A 13,872-nucleotide genomic window follows, 5' to 3' on the forward strand; every position below is an offset into this window, starting at 1 on the left:
CGGCAGACTACGGGCTGTGGATTCGAGAGCGGGCAGGTTGCACGAGGTCGATCTGTTGCGGATCTGCGCGGCGGTGGCGGTGATGGCGTACCACTACCTGTTCTCGGCGTACGCCGGTGGTCTCGGTGGGCTGCACTTCCCGCACGTCGATCTGGTCGCGCGGTACGGGTACCTCGGCGTGGACCTGTTCTTCACGATCAGCGGATTCGTCGTGCTGCTGAGCGCGTGGAACCGGAGCCCGCGGTCGTTCGTGGTGTCGCGCGCGGTCCGGCTGTACCCGGCGTACTGGGTCGCGGTCACGCTGACGACGCTGGTCTCGGTCGGCTTCAGCCAGGGGCGGTTCCCGGTGTCGCTGCCGCAGTACCTGGCGAATCTCACGATGTTCAACTCGCTGCCGAACATCCGGAACGTCGACGTCGTCTACTGGACGTTGTGGGCCGAGCTCCGGTTCTACGTGATGATCCTGGTACTGACCTGGATCGGGATCACCGCACGCCGGGTGACGATCTTCTGCTGGGCGTGGCTGGCCGCGATGTTCGTTTTCCAGGCCGGGCTGTTGCCGCATGCCACCGATCTGGTGCTGAACACGCAGTTCGCGCACTACTTCATCGCCGGGATGGCGCTCTGCCTGATCCACCGGTTCGGGCCGACGCCGCAGACGCTGGCGATCGTCGCGCTGTCGCTCGGGAACGCGATCTACCGCGGCATCGGCTTCGCGGACCGGGTCGGGATCCGCTACCACACCGAGATCCACCGCACGGTCGTGGTCGCAATCATCGTGGCGATCTTCGCGATCATGCTCGCGGTCGCGCTGAAGCTCACCCACCGCCTGGGCCAGCCGTGGTTCGCGGTACTGGGCGCGCTCACGTACCCGTTGTACCTGGTGCACGCGCACATCGGGTTCGTGATCTTCGAGCGGCTCGGCGACCAGGTGAACCACGTCCTCCTGGTCGCCGCCACGATGCTGCTCATGGTCGGTGTCGCGGCCGTCCTGCACTACGGGGTCGAGCGACCGTTGGCACCACGCCTCAAGCGTCTCCTGAGCAAACCGGATCAGGTACTCACGAAATAGTCCGCAAGTACGGCTGCCAGCGTCTCAGGAGCCAGCGTGTGGAACGTGCCGTCATGACCCTCGGCTGTGCCCTGAGGCAGCGCCGCGGCCGTCTCTCGCACAGATCGCTGCAACCACTCCGGGCTGGCGTTGCTGTAGAGCCCTAGCGTCGGTACCTCGATCGACGCGAGCAGTTCGACCGGTACGGCGCTGTCGCGCATCTGCAGCGCGTCGTACACCAGTGTGGGCGCCATGGCTTCCAGCCCGGCCCACATAGGTGTCTGGCGGATCTGTTCGACCATCTCGCGCGGCTGACCGACAGCCTCGACCATGAACAGCTCAGCCGCGCCGCCAGGATTCTCAGCGGACACGTACTCCTGCAGGCGCTCTACGTATCGCTCCGGCGCCGGCGGTGCGCCTTCGACGCGGAACGGCGGTTCCACGACCGCCTGCTTCTCGAACGGCAGCCCTGCCTGCAGCAGCACCATGCTCCCCGAAGAGAACGCGCATGCGTACTGGGCACCGGCGGCCAGCCGTACGGCGTCCAGGTCCTCCCACTCACACTCCACCGAGTACGGCGCGGTGTCACCGGAGTCACCGCGACCACGGCGGTCGTACGCGATCACCGTGAACGCCGAGGACAACGCCTGCGCGTACTCGGCGAAGTACGCGCGTCCCGTGAACGCACCGGCGACCAGCACCAGCCCGGGACCGCTACCGGTCACGTCGTACGCGATCTCGGTGCCGTCCTTCGAAACGACCTTTTCCATCAGCTAGCTCCTCTCTCTGACCATCCGTCGAACGAGGTGCCGCGAAGAAGACATACTGTGATCCAGTTCACACCATTGCCGGGATCATCGTGGCTCATTACAGTTGGATTATGTATACGGGCGACTGCACACCGCATTCGGAGCGCTGATGCTGCTCCGCCAGTTGGAGTACCTCGTCGCCCTCGCGCGGGAGAAGCACTTCGCGCGGGCCGCGGACGCCTGCTACGTCTCGCAGCCGTCACTGTCCGCCGCGATCCGCAAGCTCGAACAGGAGCTGGACGTCCCGATCGTCCGTCGCGGGCGCCGGTTCGAAGGGCTGACGCCGGAGGGCGAGCGGGTGCTGCTCTGGGCGCAGCGGATCCTCGCCGAGCAGGACGCGCTGCGCCACGAGCTGTCGATGCTGCGCGGCGGTCTGACCGGGACGCTCCGGCTCGGCGCGATCCCGACCGCGATGCCGGTCGTCTCGCTGCTCACCACCCCGTTCTGCGAGCGGCACCCGAACGCGCGGGTCACGCTGGAGTCGCTGTCGTCGCGCGACATCACCCACAAGCTCGCCGAGTTCGATCTCGACGTCGCGATGACGTACCTCGACGACGACACGCTCGGCCACGTTCGCAAGACACCGCTGTACGAGGAGCGGTACCTGCTGCTCACGCCGCAGCACACCGAGCTCGCCGACGAGCCGATCGCCGCTTGGGCGCAGGTCGCCGATTTGCCGCTGTGCCTGCTCTCCCCCGACATGCGCAACCGCCGGATCATGAACGGCTACTTCACCGACGACGGCGTCACCGCGAACCCGTCGATCGAGAGCGACACCGTATCCGGTCTTTACAGCCACCTGCACGGCAACCACTGGTCGACGGTGATCTCGCACGCGTGGCTGCACATGTTCGGCGTACCCGCCGGCATGCGGGTCGTACCGCTCAAGGGTCCGGCGAACGGCCCCCGGGTTGGGCTGGTGATCGCGGCGCGCAGCCCCGAGCCCGTCCAGGCCCGTGCGCTGCTCGACGTCGCGCGACAGGCCGGCGTACAGAAAGCGCTCGACGATCTGCTCGACGTACACCTGATGGGCTCCGGCTATCTCGCGATAGCGAGCAAGTCTTTGACCGCCGACGGCTGACCCGGAGATGGTGGAAATCCCTTCAGGACAAGGAGATTCCCACCATGGCGAAGATTGTGTGCGTGCTGTACGACGACCCCGCCGGCGGCTACCCGACGTCGTACCCGCGCGGCGGCATCCCCACGATCGAGCGGTACCCGAACGGCCAGACCACGCCGACGCCGAAGGCGATCGACTTCACGCCCGGCACGCTACTCGGGAGCGTGTCCGGCGAACTCGGGCTGCGGAGCTTCCTGGAGAGCCAGGGGCACACGCTGGTCGTCCTGTCCGACAAGGACGACGCGCTGGACCGCGAGCTGCCCGACACGGACGTGGTGATCTCGCAGCCGTTCTGGCCGGCGTACCTCACCGCGAAGCGGATCGCGAAGGCGCCGAAGCTCAAGCTCGCGATCACCGCCGGGATCGGGTCCGACCACGTCGACCTGGACGCGGCGATCGCGCACGGCGTGACGGTTGCCGAGGTCACCTATTCGAACAGCATCAGCGTCGCCGAACACGTGGTGATGATGATCCTCGGCCTGGTCCGCAACTACCTCCCGTCGCACCAGGTCGTCCTCGACGGCGGGTGGAAGGTCGCCGACTGCGCGGCGCGTTCGTACGACCTCGAAGGCATGCACGTCGGAACGGTCGCGGCCGGGCGGATCGGTACGGCGGTACTCCGGCGGCTCGCGCCGTTCGACGTACACCTGCACTACACCGACCGGCACCGGCTGCCGGAATCGGTCGAGCGGGAACTCGGGCTGACGTTCCACCCGAGCGCGGCCGAGATGGCGCCGTACTGCGACGTCGTCACGATCAACGCGCCACTGCATCCGGAGACCGAGGGGCTGTTCGGGGACGAGTTGCTCGCGAGGATGAAGCGCGGGACGTACCTGATCAACACCGCGCGGGCGAAGATCGCCGACCGGGACGCGATCGTGCGCGCGCTGGAGAGCGGACAGCTGGCCGGGTACGCCGGTGACGTCTGGTACCCGCAGCCGGCGCCCGCGGACCACCCGTGGCGGAGCATGCCGCACCACGGGATGACGCCGCACATCTCCGGGTCGACGCTGTCCGCGCAGGCCCGCTATGCGGCCGGGACCCGGGAGATCCTCGAGGCCTGGCTGAGCGGTACGCCGATCCGTGGCGACTATCTGATTGTCAACAATCGACAGCTGGCCGGCGCCGGGGCGCACTCGTACTCGGCGAGGGTGTAAGCGGGATCACGTGAGACCTGGGCATAACCGGTGAGTACGGCTGATTCAATGTATACAGAAGCCAGAATTCAAGGAGAGGTGGACATGATCTTCACGCGGAGGTTCGGTGCGCTGGCGGCGCGGCGGCGGTTCCCGGACGCGCCGGAACTGCAGGAGCTGAGCACGCCGGTGGACCTCGACGCGGAGCTCGCCGCACTCACCGGGGAGCCCACACACCCGGCTCACGACCGGGCCAACGACGACGACCGCCGGAGCGCCGGCGAATCGGCCGCCTGACCCGCCGGTCCGCGGACCGGCGGGAGCTGGCATGGCACTTGGTAGACTGTCTACCAAGTGCCATCACTGTAGGACCGGAAGGGACCTCATGACGACGATCAGTGCGGGGCCAGGGGCGGGCGCGGAACCGGCAGGCACACGGCACGTCAAGCGGCCGCAGCCGCTGCGCGAATCGGTGTACGAGGCCCTCACCGAGATGATCATCGACGGCACGCTGGAGCGCGGCCGGCACCTGGTCGAGGTCGAGCTCGCCGAGCTGCTCGGCGTGTCCCGGCAGCCGGTGCGCGAGGCCCTGCAGCGGCTGAACAACGAGGGCTGGGTGGACCTGCGGCCCGGGTTCGGCGCGATGGTGCACGTGCCCGCGGAGGACGAGGTCGACCAACTGCTGGCGGCCCGCGCCGCGCTGGAGTCCGAGTCCGCGCGGCTCGCGGCCCGGCACGCGTCGAAGGACGACGTCGCCAAGCTCCGGGAGCTGTGCAAGGTCGGCACGGCGTACCAGGAGGCCGGCGACATCGACGGCACCGTCCGCACCAACGGCGAGCTGCACAGCCTCATCACCGAGATGTCCGGCAACCGTTTCCTCGTCGACTTCGCCGCCCAGGTCGACCGCCGCGTCCGCTGGTACTACCCCCCCGTCGCCCCCGTCCGCGGCGCCGCCTCCTGGCGCGAGCACAACCGCCTCGTCAAGGCCATCAGCGAAGGCGACGAGGACAAGGCCGCCCAGATCATGCGCGAACACACCGAACACACCCGCAAGGCCTACCACGACCTCCAGGCAACCCAGCCCACCCCCGAACCCGCCGACCCAGCTCCGAAACGCCGCCGCCGCACTACCTGAGCCGCACCTCGTACCTCACCAGCCGCCCGGTGATCCGGAACCCGTGCCGGAGGTAGAGGTCCTGCGCTCCAGTCGGGCTCTCACCGTCGACGGTCAGGTGCAGCCGGACCCCGCGCAGGCGGACGAGCACTGTCGAGAGCAGCGCCGTACCCACACCTCGCCCACGCCACGCGGGCGCCGTGCCGATCGGCCCTAGCTCGACGCTGCCGTCCGCCTGGGAGAACCCGAGCACAAAGCTGGCTACTTCCCCGTCCGGTGTCACGGCCAGCGCGCCGCGGTCCGGCTCCCTGTCCCACGAGGTGTGCGGCTCGACCAGCCGCTGGTCGCGGTAGGCCAGCTCGTACGCCTGCTGGAACGGCGCATCGTCCGGCTCGCCGTACCTGAGCGGCGCTACCAGCTCCGGCACCTGCTCAGGCCAGCTGGCCCCGTCGTGCGCCATCGTCCACACCGGATAGGCACGCTCGAAGCGTTCGTCGTCGACGACCTCGTCGGCCGGCAGCCCGATCTGCAGTACGTCCGCAGTAGTCGCCGCGGCCAACCGCACCAGCTGGTCGGCCACCTCACCGACGCCCCACCAGGCGCCGTACGCTCGCCGGCCTCCGTCCGCCGGCGGCAAGACGGCGACCGCCGCGTTGGTCGACGGGCTGACCGCGACGCGCCAGCTCCGGAGGAAGTCCGTCACCGCAGCCGTGGTGACGCCGGCCAGCGCGGCGAGCGCGTCGGCATCTGCCGCGCTCGCTGGGCGCCAGCCGGTTGTCATACGTGCACCATCCCACAACCGCTCAGTGCTTCGGGGCGAGTTGCCGGTTGGCGTAGCGGTTGTGGTCGAGGATGTGGGGCCACCAGAAGCGGGCTATCTGGTCATGCATCCAGAGGAAGCCGATCGCGAAGCCCATGCTGATCAGGGCGCGGAACGCGAGGAACTTCCACGGGTCGAGAGGCAGGCCCGGTGTGCCGGTGACCAGCCACACCGTGGTGGTGGCGTGGACGAGGAGGGCCAGCGGGAAGGCGATCACCCAGTAGACCGCGGCAGGGGCGAACACCCCGGCCGGGACTTTGCCGAGGGCAACGAGTACGGCGTATCCGGAGCCGAACAGGATCAGTGGTACGCCGAGGCCGAGGCCGCTGAGGACCGACCAGCCGGCGGGCCGGCCGGCGAATGCGGCCAGTCCGCCGGCGACGAGTCCCGCGGCGGCGCCGACCGCGGCGGCCGGGACGCAGTACTCCGCAAGCTCCTTCGGTGCAGGCATGGTCAGCCCACCGCCACGCCGAAGCGGAACAGGCAGTAGAACAGCATGCCGAGGTAGAACACCGCGCCGAACCCGATGATCACGTTCCGCACCGGGCCGGGCCGGATCTTCTTCGGCAGCAGCCTGTTGTTGGTGAGCAGCAGTACGACGCAGTACGCGCCCATCGCGAACGTCGACAGGAACGCCAGCGTGTCCAGGATCCCCGCCGGACCGTCTGCCGGCCCGAACAGCAGGATCAGGATCCCGAACAGGATCACGCCCCACAGGAACCCGGCGTACAGCCGCGACATCGAGAACCGTTTCGCGCCGGGCACGAAGTAGTACGTCATGTCCGCCTGCCCGCGGGAGAACGAGTCGAACAGCCCGAGGGTCGCGTTCAGCCCGATCAGCGCGATGAACGCGAAGAACAGCGTGCCGAGGATCGGCGAACCGGCCGATGCGAACGAGTCCGACATCGCCTTCAGCGCCGCCTCCCGGTCACCGCCCTCGATCAGCGTGCCGACATTCGGGTTCTCCCGGGCCGCGGACATCGCCAGCACCGTGAACGAGACCGTGACCAGCATCGTGATCCCCCAGAACAGCAGGATCGCGTCGAACGTCACCCACTTGCGCCAGCCCTTCCACTTGGCCATCTCGGCCGGGTCCTCGGTGTCGAACATGAACCCGCGCGACGGCATCGACTCCGCCTCACCCGACGACCGCAGTCCGCGGATCTTCGGGATGTGCGCGCCCATGCCGGCGCCGCTGTCGCGCAGCTGCAGCGTGTACCACATCTGCTGCATCCCGGACGGCCCCGCGAACGCGATCGAGCCGACCACCACCGGGAACCAGGCCTTGGTCATCACGTCGCTCGGGAAGTACCCGAACGCGAACATCCCGCCGAGCGTCCGGCCGAGGTCGTCCCAGCTGCCGACGATCGCGGCGATCACCGACGTACCGACGACCAGCATCCCGATCAGCACGCCGAGCAGCTTCTCCAGGAAGTTGTAGATCACCGACAGCAGACTGAACAGCACACCCACGAACACCAGAGCCACGCACGCGGTGACCTGCCAGGGGATGCCGGTGATCTCCTCGAACGCGGCCGCGCCGGCCGACAGGTGGCCCGGCCACATGTAGATCAGGATCGCCGCCGCGTAGAAGAACCACATCAGCGGTTTGAAGATCCGGGCCGCGCCGAAGAAGATGCTCTCCCCGGTGGCCATCGCGTACCGCGCCATCTCCAGCAGCACGAACGCCTGCAGCGTGACGCCGACCATGAACAACCAGCGGATGTCCGGCCCGAACACCAGGACGAGCCGGGGCCACATGTACGACTCCCCCATCCCGACACCCAGCGCGACCAGGAAGACTGTCGGGCCGAGGATGTGCAGCGAGGGCGGCGCGTCCGGAAGTTTCCGGATCGGCATCGGTTCGAGTCGGCCAGCCTTCCAGACCTTCTCGGTGACGGCCGCCGGCTCTTCGGGTACTTCTGAGGTCTTGCTCGTGACGTCCAAGGCGGACTCCTTAGGTCGACGCCAACTAGCGGTTCGTTCCCCCGCGGACCGTTTCCTCCAATCAGCCTTTGCGATTCAGCCGAGCGGTCCGGCGTTGCGGGCCCAGCGGTACTTCGCACCGAGGACCTGGACCGGGGTCTCGGTGGTGTACGGGTACGCGACCACGCCGTGGTCGAACAGGTACTGCGCGGCCTCCTCGACCTCGACGTCGCCGGACAGCGAGGCGACCACGGGCTTGTCGATGCCCTGGGCCCGGAACTCCCCGACAACCTCGGCGACCAGCCGCGCGAACACCATCGGCGGCGTCACGATCGTGTGCCAGTAGCCCAGGATCAGGGCGTGGATGCGCTCGTCGGACAGCCCGAGCGCGATCGTGTTCCGGTACGTCGAGGGCGGTTCGCCGCCGGTGATGTCGACCGGGTTCCCGGCCGCGCCGAACGGCGGGATGAACCTCCGGAACGCCTGGTCCAGGTCGTCCGGGATGTCCATCAACGTCAGGCCGGCGTCCACGCAGGCGTCCGACAGCAGTACGCCGGAGCCGCCCGCGCCGGTGATGATCACGACGTTCTCGCCCTTCGGCGTCGGCAGCAGCGGGATGCCGCGCGCGTACTGCAGCATCTCGTTCAGCCCTGGCGCCCGGACGACTCCGCTCTGTTTGAGGATGTCGTCGTACACCTTGTCGTCGCCGGCCAGCGCGCCGGTGTGCGAGCTGGCGGCCCGCGCGCCCAGGGCGGTACGGCCGGCCTTCAGTACGACGACCGGCTTGCGCTTCGACACCCGGGCCGCCGTCTCGGCGAAGGCCCGGCCGTCCTTCAGGTCCTCAAGGTGCATGGCGATCAGGTTGGTGTTGTCGTCGCTCTCGAAGAACGTCAGGAGGTCATCCTCGTCGATATCGGCCTTGTTGCCTACCCCAACGATCGCGGAGACTCCCATCCGGCTGGACCGGCTGAACCCGAGGATCGCCATCCCGATCCCACCCGACTGCGACGAGAGCGCGACACTTCCCTGCACGTCGTACGGCGTGCAGAACGTCGCGCAGAGGTTCTCCGGCAGGTAGTAGTAGCCGTAGATGTTCGGCCCGAGGATCCGGACGTTGTGCTTGCGGGCGATCGCGACGACCTCGTCCTGCAGCTCCTGTTCGCCGGTCTCGGCGAACCCGGACGGGATCAGGATCGCGCCCGCGACGCCCTTCTGCCCGCACTGCTCGAGCGCCGCCCCGACGAACTTGGCCGGCACGGCGAACACCGCGACGTCGACGTCGCCCGGTACGTCCAGGATCGACGGGAACGCCTTCCGCCCGAGCACCTCCCCGCCGCGCGGGTTGACCGGGTAGATGTCGCCGGCGTACCCGCCGTTGACCAGGTTCTTCATCACCGAGTTGCCGATCTTTCCGTCCTCGGTGGACGCGCCGATCACCGCGACCGCGCTCGGGCGCATGATCCGGGTCATCGCGGTCAGGATCTGCTCGGAGCTGTACCGCTCGACCGGCGTGCCGGCCTCGGCGTCGACGATGATCCGGACGTCGACCGCGGTGGCGCCGTCCGGCCCGGCGAGCACCGGGTTCAGGTCGACCTCGGCGAACTGCGGGAAGTCCGTGACCAGGTCGGAGAGCCGCTTGATCAGATTGCCGACAATCTGCTTGTCGACAGGCCGGGCGCCGCGGACGCCCTCGAGCATCTCGTGCGCCTCGATCCCGTCGACCATCGCCCGGGCCTCGTCGCCGGTCAGCGGCGCCAGCCGGAACGTGACGTCCTTCAGCACCTCGACGAGTACGCCGCCGAGCCCGAACGCGACCACCTTGCCGAACGTCGGATCGGTGACCGCGCCGACGATCACCTCCTGCACGTCACCGCCGGCGGCCAGCATCTGCTGCACCTGGACGCCGACGATCTCCACGCCCGGTTTGTAGGCATTCGCATTGTCGACAATCTGACGGAATGCCTGGCGTGCGGCGTCCTCGGAGTCGACCCCGATCACGACCCCGCCGGCCTCGGTCTTGTGCAGGATGTCCGGCGACACGATCTTCAGCACGACCGGGAACCCGATCTCGGCGGCCAGCGCGGCGGCGCCGTCGGCCGTGGTGGCGAGTCCCTCGCCCGGCGTCGGGATGCCGTACGCGTCGGCGACCAGCTTCGCCTCGGGCGCGCTCAGCGACGTACGGCCGTCGGCCACTGCGCGGTCGAGGACTGCCTGGACTGCTGCCTTGTCGTATGTCATCTGCTCTCCCACGTCAGATCACGCCCGCGGTCTTGAGGTCGTCGAGCTCGCCGGCCGAGATCCCGAGCGAGCCGTAGATGGCGGAGTTGTGTTCGCCGAGCCCGGGCGAGGTCTGGACCTCGACCGGTGAGTCGGACAGCTTGATCGGGCAGCCGACGGTCTTGAACGTGCCGCGCTGCGGGTGTTCGACCTCGACCACCGCGCCGAGGTCGGCGAGTGTCTCGTCGGCGATCAGTTCGGCGGTGGACATGATCGGCCCGCACGGGACGTTCAGCGCGTTGAGCTTGTCCATGACCTCGAACTTCGAGTGCTGCTCGGTCCACTGCTCGATCAGCGCGAACATCTTGTCGAGCTTGTCGAGCCGCGCGGCCGGCGTCGCCCAGTCCAGGTCCTCGGCCAGCTCCGGCTTCCCGATCAACTGAGCGATCGGCGCCCACCCGGGCGGCTGGACGATGACGTAGATGTAGTCGTTCGGCCCGCCCGGCGCGCATCGCAACGCCCAGCCCGGCTGGCCGCCGCCGGAGGCGTTCCCGGACCGCGGCACCTCGGTCCCGAAGTTGTCGTTCGGGTACTCGCGCAGCGGCCCGTGCGTCAGCCGTTGCTGATCACGGAGCTTGACCCGGGTCAGGTTCAGGACGGCCTCCTGCATCGCCACCGTGACGCGCTGCCCCTTGCCGGTACCGGTCCGCTGGAACAGCGCGGCGAGAATGCCCGCCACCAGGTGGATCCCGGTCCCGGAGTCGCCGATCTGCGCGCCGGTCGCGGTCGGCGGCCCGTCCTCGAACCCCGTCGTACTCATCGCACCGCCCATCGCCTGGGCGACCACCTCGTACGCCTTGAAGTTCTCGTACCGCCCCGGGCCGAAGCCCTTGATCGAGGCGAAGATCAGGCCGGGGTTGAGTTCCTGCAGGCGCTCCCAGGTGAAACCCATCCGGTCGATCGCGCCGGGCGCGAAGTTCTCCACGAGGACGTCGGAGTTCTTCACGAGGTCGGTGAAGATCTCCTTGCCGCGGTCGGACTTCAGGTTCAGCGTGATGCTGCGCTTGTTGCAGTTCAGCATCGTGAAGTAGAGGCTGTCGACGTCCGGCAGGTCGCGCAGCTGCTGGCGGGTGATGTCGCCGGTCGGTGCCTCGAGCTTGATCACGTCGGCGCCGAGCCAGGCGAGGATCTGGGTGCAGGACGGGCCGGACTGCACATGGGTCATGTCGAGGACGCGGACACCGTCGAGGGCTTTACTCATGGCGGGTCTCCCCTACTTGTACATGGTCTGGTTCATCGTTCCGGGGGCGTACGCGTCCGGGTCGACCCAGACGTTGATCAGCGACGGCAGCCCGGACTCGCGGGCCCGGAGCAGCGCCGGCCCGATGCCGGACGGGTCGCGGACCTCCTCGCCGTACCCGCCGAGCATCCGGGCGAACTCGTCGTACTTCACGTCGCCGAGCGTGTTGCCGACCCGGCCGCGGTCCTTGCCGTACTTCGCCTCCTGGCCGTAGCGGATCTGGTTCATCGACGAGTTGTTGCCGACGACACCGACGAACGGCAGGTTGTACCGGACCAGCGTCTCGAAGTCCCACCCGGTCAGCGAGAACGCCCCGTCGCCGAACAGCGCGACCACTTCCTTGTCCGGTCGCGCGTACTTCGCCGCGAGCACGAATGGGATGCCGACGCCGAGCGTGCCGAGCGGTCCCGGGTCCATCCAGTGCCCGGGCGACTTCGGCTGCACGACGCCGCCGGAGAACGTGACGATGTCGCCGCCGTCGCCGATGTAGATCGAGTCCTCGGTGAGGAACTCGTTGATCTCGTGCGCCAGCCGCAGCGGGTGGATCGGGTTCGCGTCGGACAGCTGCCGCGGGAGCCGCTTGCGGTACGCCGCGTCCTCCTCGGCGCGGAGCTCCGCGAACCAGGCCTTGCGGTCGGTCTTCCGGATCCGGCCCGACGCCGCCTGGGTGACCGCTGCCAGGATCGCGCCCGGGTCGCCGACCAGGCCGAGGTCGATGTCGCGGTTCTTCCCGACGGTGCGGTAGTCGAGGTCGATCTGGACGACCGTGGCGCTCTGTGGGAGCCGGCGCCCGTACCCCATCCGGAAGTCGAACGGCGTACCGACGATCAGGATCAGGTCGGCGTTGTTGAACCCGTACCGCCGCGAGAGGTGGAAGTGGTGCGGGTCGCCGGGCGGCAGCGTGCCGCGGGCCGAGCCGTTCATGAACGTGGGGATGTCGAGCGTCCGGACGAAGTCGACGGCCGCCGCGCTGCCGCGCGACGTCCACACCTGCGAGCCGAGCAGTACGACGGGTTTCTCGGCGCGGGCCAGCAGATCCGCCAGCGCCTCGACGCTCGCCGGGTCGCCGATGCTCTTCGTCGACGCGCGGTAGTGACCGGCCTCGGGCACCGTCGCGGACTCGACCGGGACCGAGTTGTCCAGGATGTCGCGCGGGATCTCCAGGAACGACGGGCCGGGCGCGCCGTTGTAGCACTCGCGGAACGCCATCGACACCATGTCGGCGGCGCGCGCGGTGTGCGGGACGGTCGCGGCGAACTTCGTGATCGGCGTCATCATGTCGACGTGCGGCAGGTCCTGCAGGGACCCCATCTTGTGCTGGTTCAGTGCGCCCTGGCCGCCGATCAGCAGCATCGGGCTCTCGGCGCGGAACGCGTTCGCGACGCCGGTGACCGCGTCCGTCGTCCCGGGCCCGGCGGTCACGACGGCGCAGCCGGGCTTGCCGGTGACCCGGGCGTACCCGTCGGCGGCGTGCGCGGCGACCTGCTCGTGCCGGACGTCGACGACCGCGATGCCCTCGTCCACGCAGCCGTCGTAGATATCGATGATGTGACCGCCGCAGAGCGTGAAGATCACGTCGATTCCCTCGGCCTTCAAGGCCTTCGCGACGAGATGCCCACCTGAGATCGTCGCCGGCTCCTCGACCTCTGCGACGGGTTGGGTCTCCGACACTGTCTGCGCCATCTGCAGTCAACTCCTCGGAAGGGCTGTGGTCAGCCTTGCTGTAGATTGCATACCGTATGGTGTAGTCGTAGTCTTAACCCAGGCGACAGCAGTTGTCCAGAGCTCGGGGCCAGGAGGCTGTGATGACGATTTCCGACGAACTCGACCGCACCCGGGCCGCGCTGGTCGCGCTGGAGAAATCCCTTGTGGCGTTGCGGAATCGCGTCGGGTCGCATGTCGATCTGCTGCGATTGCTGGACGATCTCGAGCGCTGCACGGTGGATCTCCGTCGGCTGGAGCAGCAGGTGGGCGGACGTCGGCGGTCGCATGAACTGGTGGCGATTCCGGACGACGACTACGACCGCGACTTCTGGGCGGAGGCGGAGCAGGAAGGTCTCGGGTGAATCGCCAGGCACTGCTTGAGCAGCCGTCGTAAGCGGCGATCGCTGTCGGGCATTCGTGCGGTGAGCGCGACTGCTTCCGCGACCTGTTCGGGCGCCACGAACGTGCGGTAGAACGGCTCCCAACTGAGCCACCACCGCACCCTGGGGCCGTCTCTGGAACCGAGCAGATACAGGGCGGTCTCCTGGGCGGCCGTCATCCGCCGGCGCTCGTCTGCACTTGCCGGCGTCTCTGCTGCCAGGGCAGTGGAGGCACAGAGGGCCGCCAGGCGGGCAGCCGGCTCGAGGCCGGGGGCATTGGTGTCGAGGAAGTGCG

General features: G+C 68.5%; 13 protein-coding genes. 6 read left to right on the forward strand and 7 right to left on the reverse strand.

Going from position 1 to position 13,872, the window contains the following annotated elements; translation table 11 throughout:
* The first annotated feature begins 16 nt into the window (after positions 1-16).
* Positions 17-1,072: an acyltransferase family protein gene (locus ACXJJ3_RS11030; protein ID WP_458169879.1), complete on the forward strand. Its 1,056-nt coding sequence runs from the start codon at positions 17-19 to the stop codon at positions 1,070-1,072.
* On the opposite strand, the gene ACXJJ3_RS11035 is transcribed toward ACXJJ3_RS11030, so the two are convergent.
* Positions 1,054-1,821, reverse strand: a complete 768-nt coding sequence (locus tag ACXJJ3_RS11035; RefSeq protein ID WP_458169880.1) for an alpha/beta fold hydrolase — start codon at positions 1,819-1,821, stop codon at positions 1,054-1,056. The two genes, ACXJJ3_RS11030 and ACXJJ3_RS11035, sit on opposite strands and share 19 nt — an antisense overlap.
* Before the next feature lie 148 nt (positions 1,822-1,969).
* Here ACXJJ3_RS11035 and ACXJJ3_RS11040 point away from each other — a divergent pair, with 148 nt between their 5' ends.
* From ACXJJ3_RS11040 to ACXJJ3_RS11055, 4 genes are all read left to right on the forward strand, one after another.
* On the forward strand, positions 1,970-2,941 hold the full coding sequence (locus ACXJJ3_RS11040; RefSeq protein WP_458169881.1) for a LysR family transcriptional regulator: 972 nt from the start codon (positions 1,970-1,972) through the stop codon (positions 2,939-2,941).
* 44 nt (positions 2,942-2,985) lie between these two features.
* A complete protein-coding gene (locus tag ACXJJ3_RS11045) occupies positions 2,986-4,137 on the forward strand; it encodes an NAD-dependent formate dehydrogenase (RefSeq protein WP_458169882.1) in 1,152 nt (383 codons plus the stop codon).
* A gap of 84 nt (positions 4,138-4,221) precedes the next feature.
* A complete protein-coding gene (locus ACXJJ3_RS11050; protein ID WP_458169883.1) occupies positions 4,222-4,413 on the forward strand; it encodes a hypothetical protein in 192 nt (63 codons plus the stop codon).
* Positions 4,414-4,501: 88 nt separating this feature from the next.
* Complete coding sequence (locus ACXJJ3_RS11055; protein WP_458169884.1) at positions 4,502-5,251, forward strand: GntR family transcriptional regulator; 750 nt, start codon at positions 4,502-4,504, stop codon at positions 5,249-5,251.
* Here ACXJJ3_RS11055 and ACXJJ3_RS11060 read toward each other — a convergent pair.
* From ACXJJ3_RS11060 to ACXJJ3_RS11085, 6 genes are all read right to left on the reverse strand, one after another.
* Positions 5,244-6,011: a GNAT family N-acetyltransferase gene (locus ACXJJ3_RS11060; RefSeq protein ID WP_458169886.1), complete on the reverse strand. Its 768-nt coding sequence runs from the start codon at positions 6,009-6,011 to the stop codon at positions 5,244-5,246. The two genes, ACXJJ3_RS11055 and ACXJJ3_RS11060, sit on opposite strands and share 8 nt — an antisense overlap.
* A gap of 22 nt (positions 6,012-6,033) precedes the next feature.
* Positions 6,034-6,501, reverse strand: coding sequence for a hypothetical protein (locus ACXJJ3_RS11065; RefSeq protein ID WP_458169887.1), 468 nt, complete (start codon positions 6,499-6,501; stop codon positions 6,034-6,036).
* 2 nt (positions 6,502-6,503) lie between these two features.
* A complete protein-coding gene (locus ACXJJ3_RS11070) occupies positions 6,504-7,997 on the reverse strand; it encodes an Nramp family divalent metal transporter (protein WP_458169888.1) in 1,494 nt (497 codons plus the stop codon).
* Between the two features lie 75 nt (positions 7,998-8,072).
* On the reverse strand, positions 8,073-10,214 hold the full coding sequence (locus ACXJJ3_RS11075) for an acetate--CoA ligase family protein (protein ID WP_458169889.1): 2,142 nt from the start codon (positions 10,212-10,214) through the stop codon (positions 8,073-8,075).
* 13 nt (positions 10,215-10,227) lie between these two features.
* A complete protein-coding gene (frc, locus tag ACXJJ3_RS11080; protein WP_458169890.1) occupies positions 10,228-11,454 on the reverse strand; it encodes a formyl-CoA transferase in 1,227 nt (408 codons plus the stop codon).
* A gap of 12 nt (positions 11,455-11,466) precedes the next feature.
* The gene (locus tag ACXJJ3_RS11085; RefSeq protein ID WP_458169891.1) at positions 11,467-13,176 is read right to left on the reverse strand and encodes a thiamine pyrophosphate-binding protein; all 1,710 of its coding nucleotides are present in this window, start codon (positions 13,174-13,176) and stop codon (positions 11,467-11,469) included.
* Positions 13,177-13,298: 122 nt separating this feature from the next.
* On the opposite strand from ACXJJ3_RS11085, the gene ACXJJ3_RS11090 reads away from it, so the two are divergent.
* Complete coding sequence (locus ACXJJ3_RS11090) at positions 13,299-13,559, forward strand: hypothetical protein (protein ID WP_458169892.1); 261 nt, start codon at positions 13,299-13,301, stop codon at positions 13,557-13,559.
* The last annotated feature ends 313 nt before the right edge of the window (positions 13,560-13,872 follow it).

This window comes from Kribbella sp. WER1 (genome assembly GCF_054189145.1).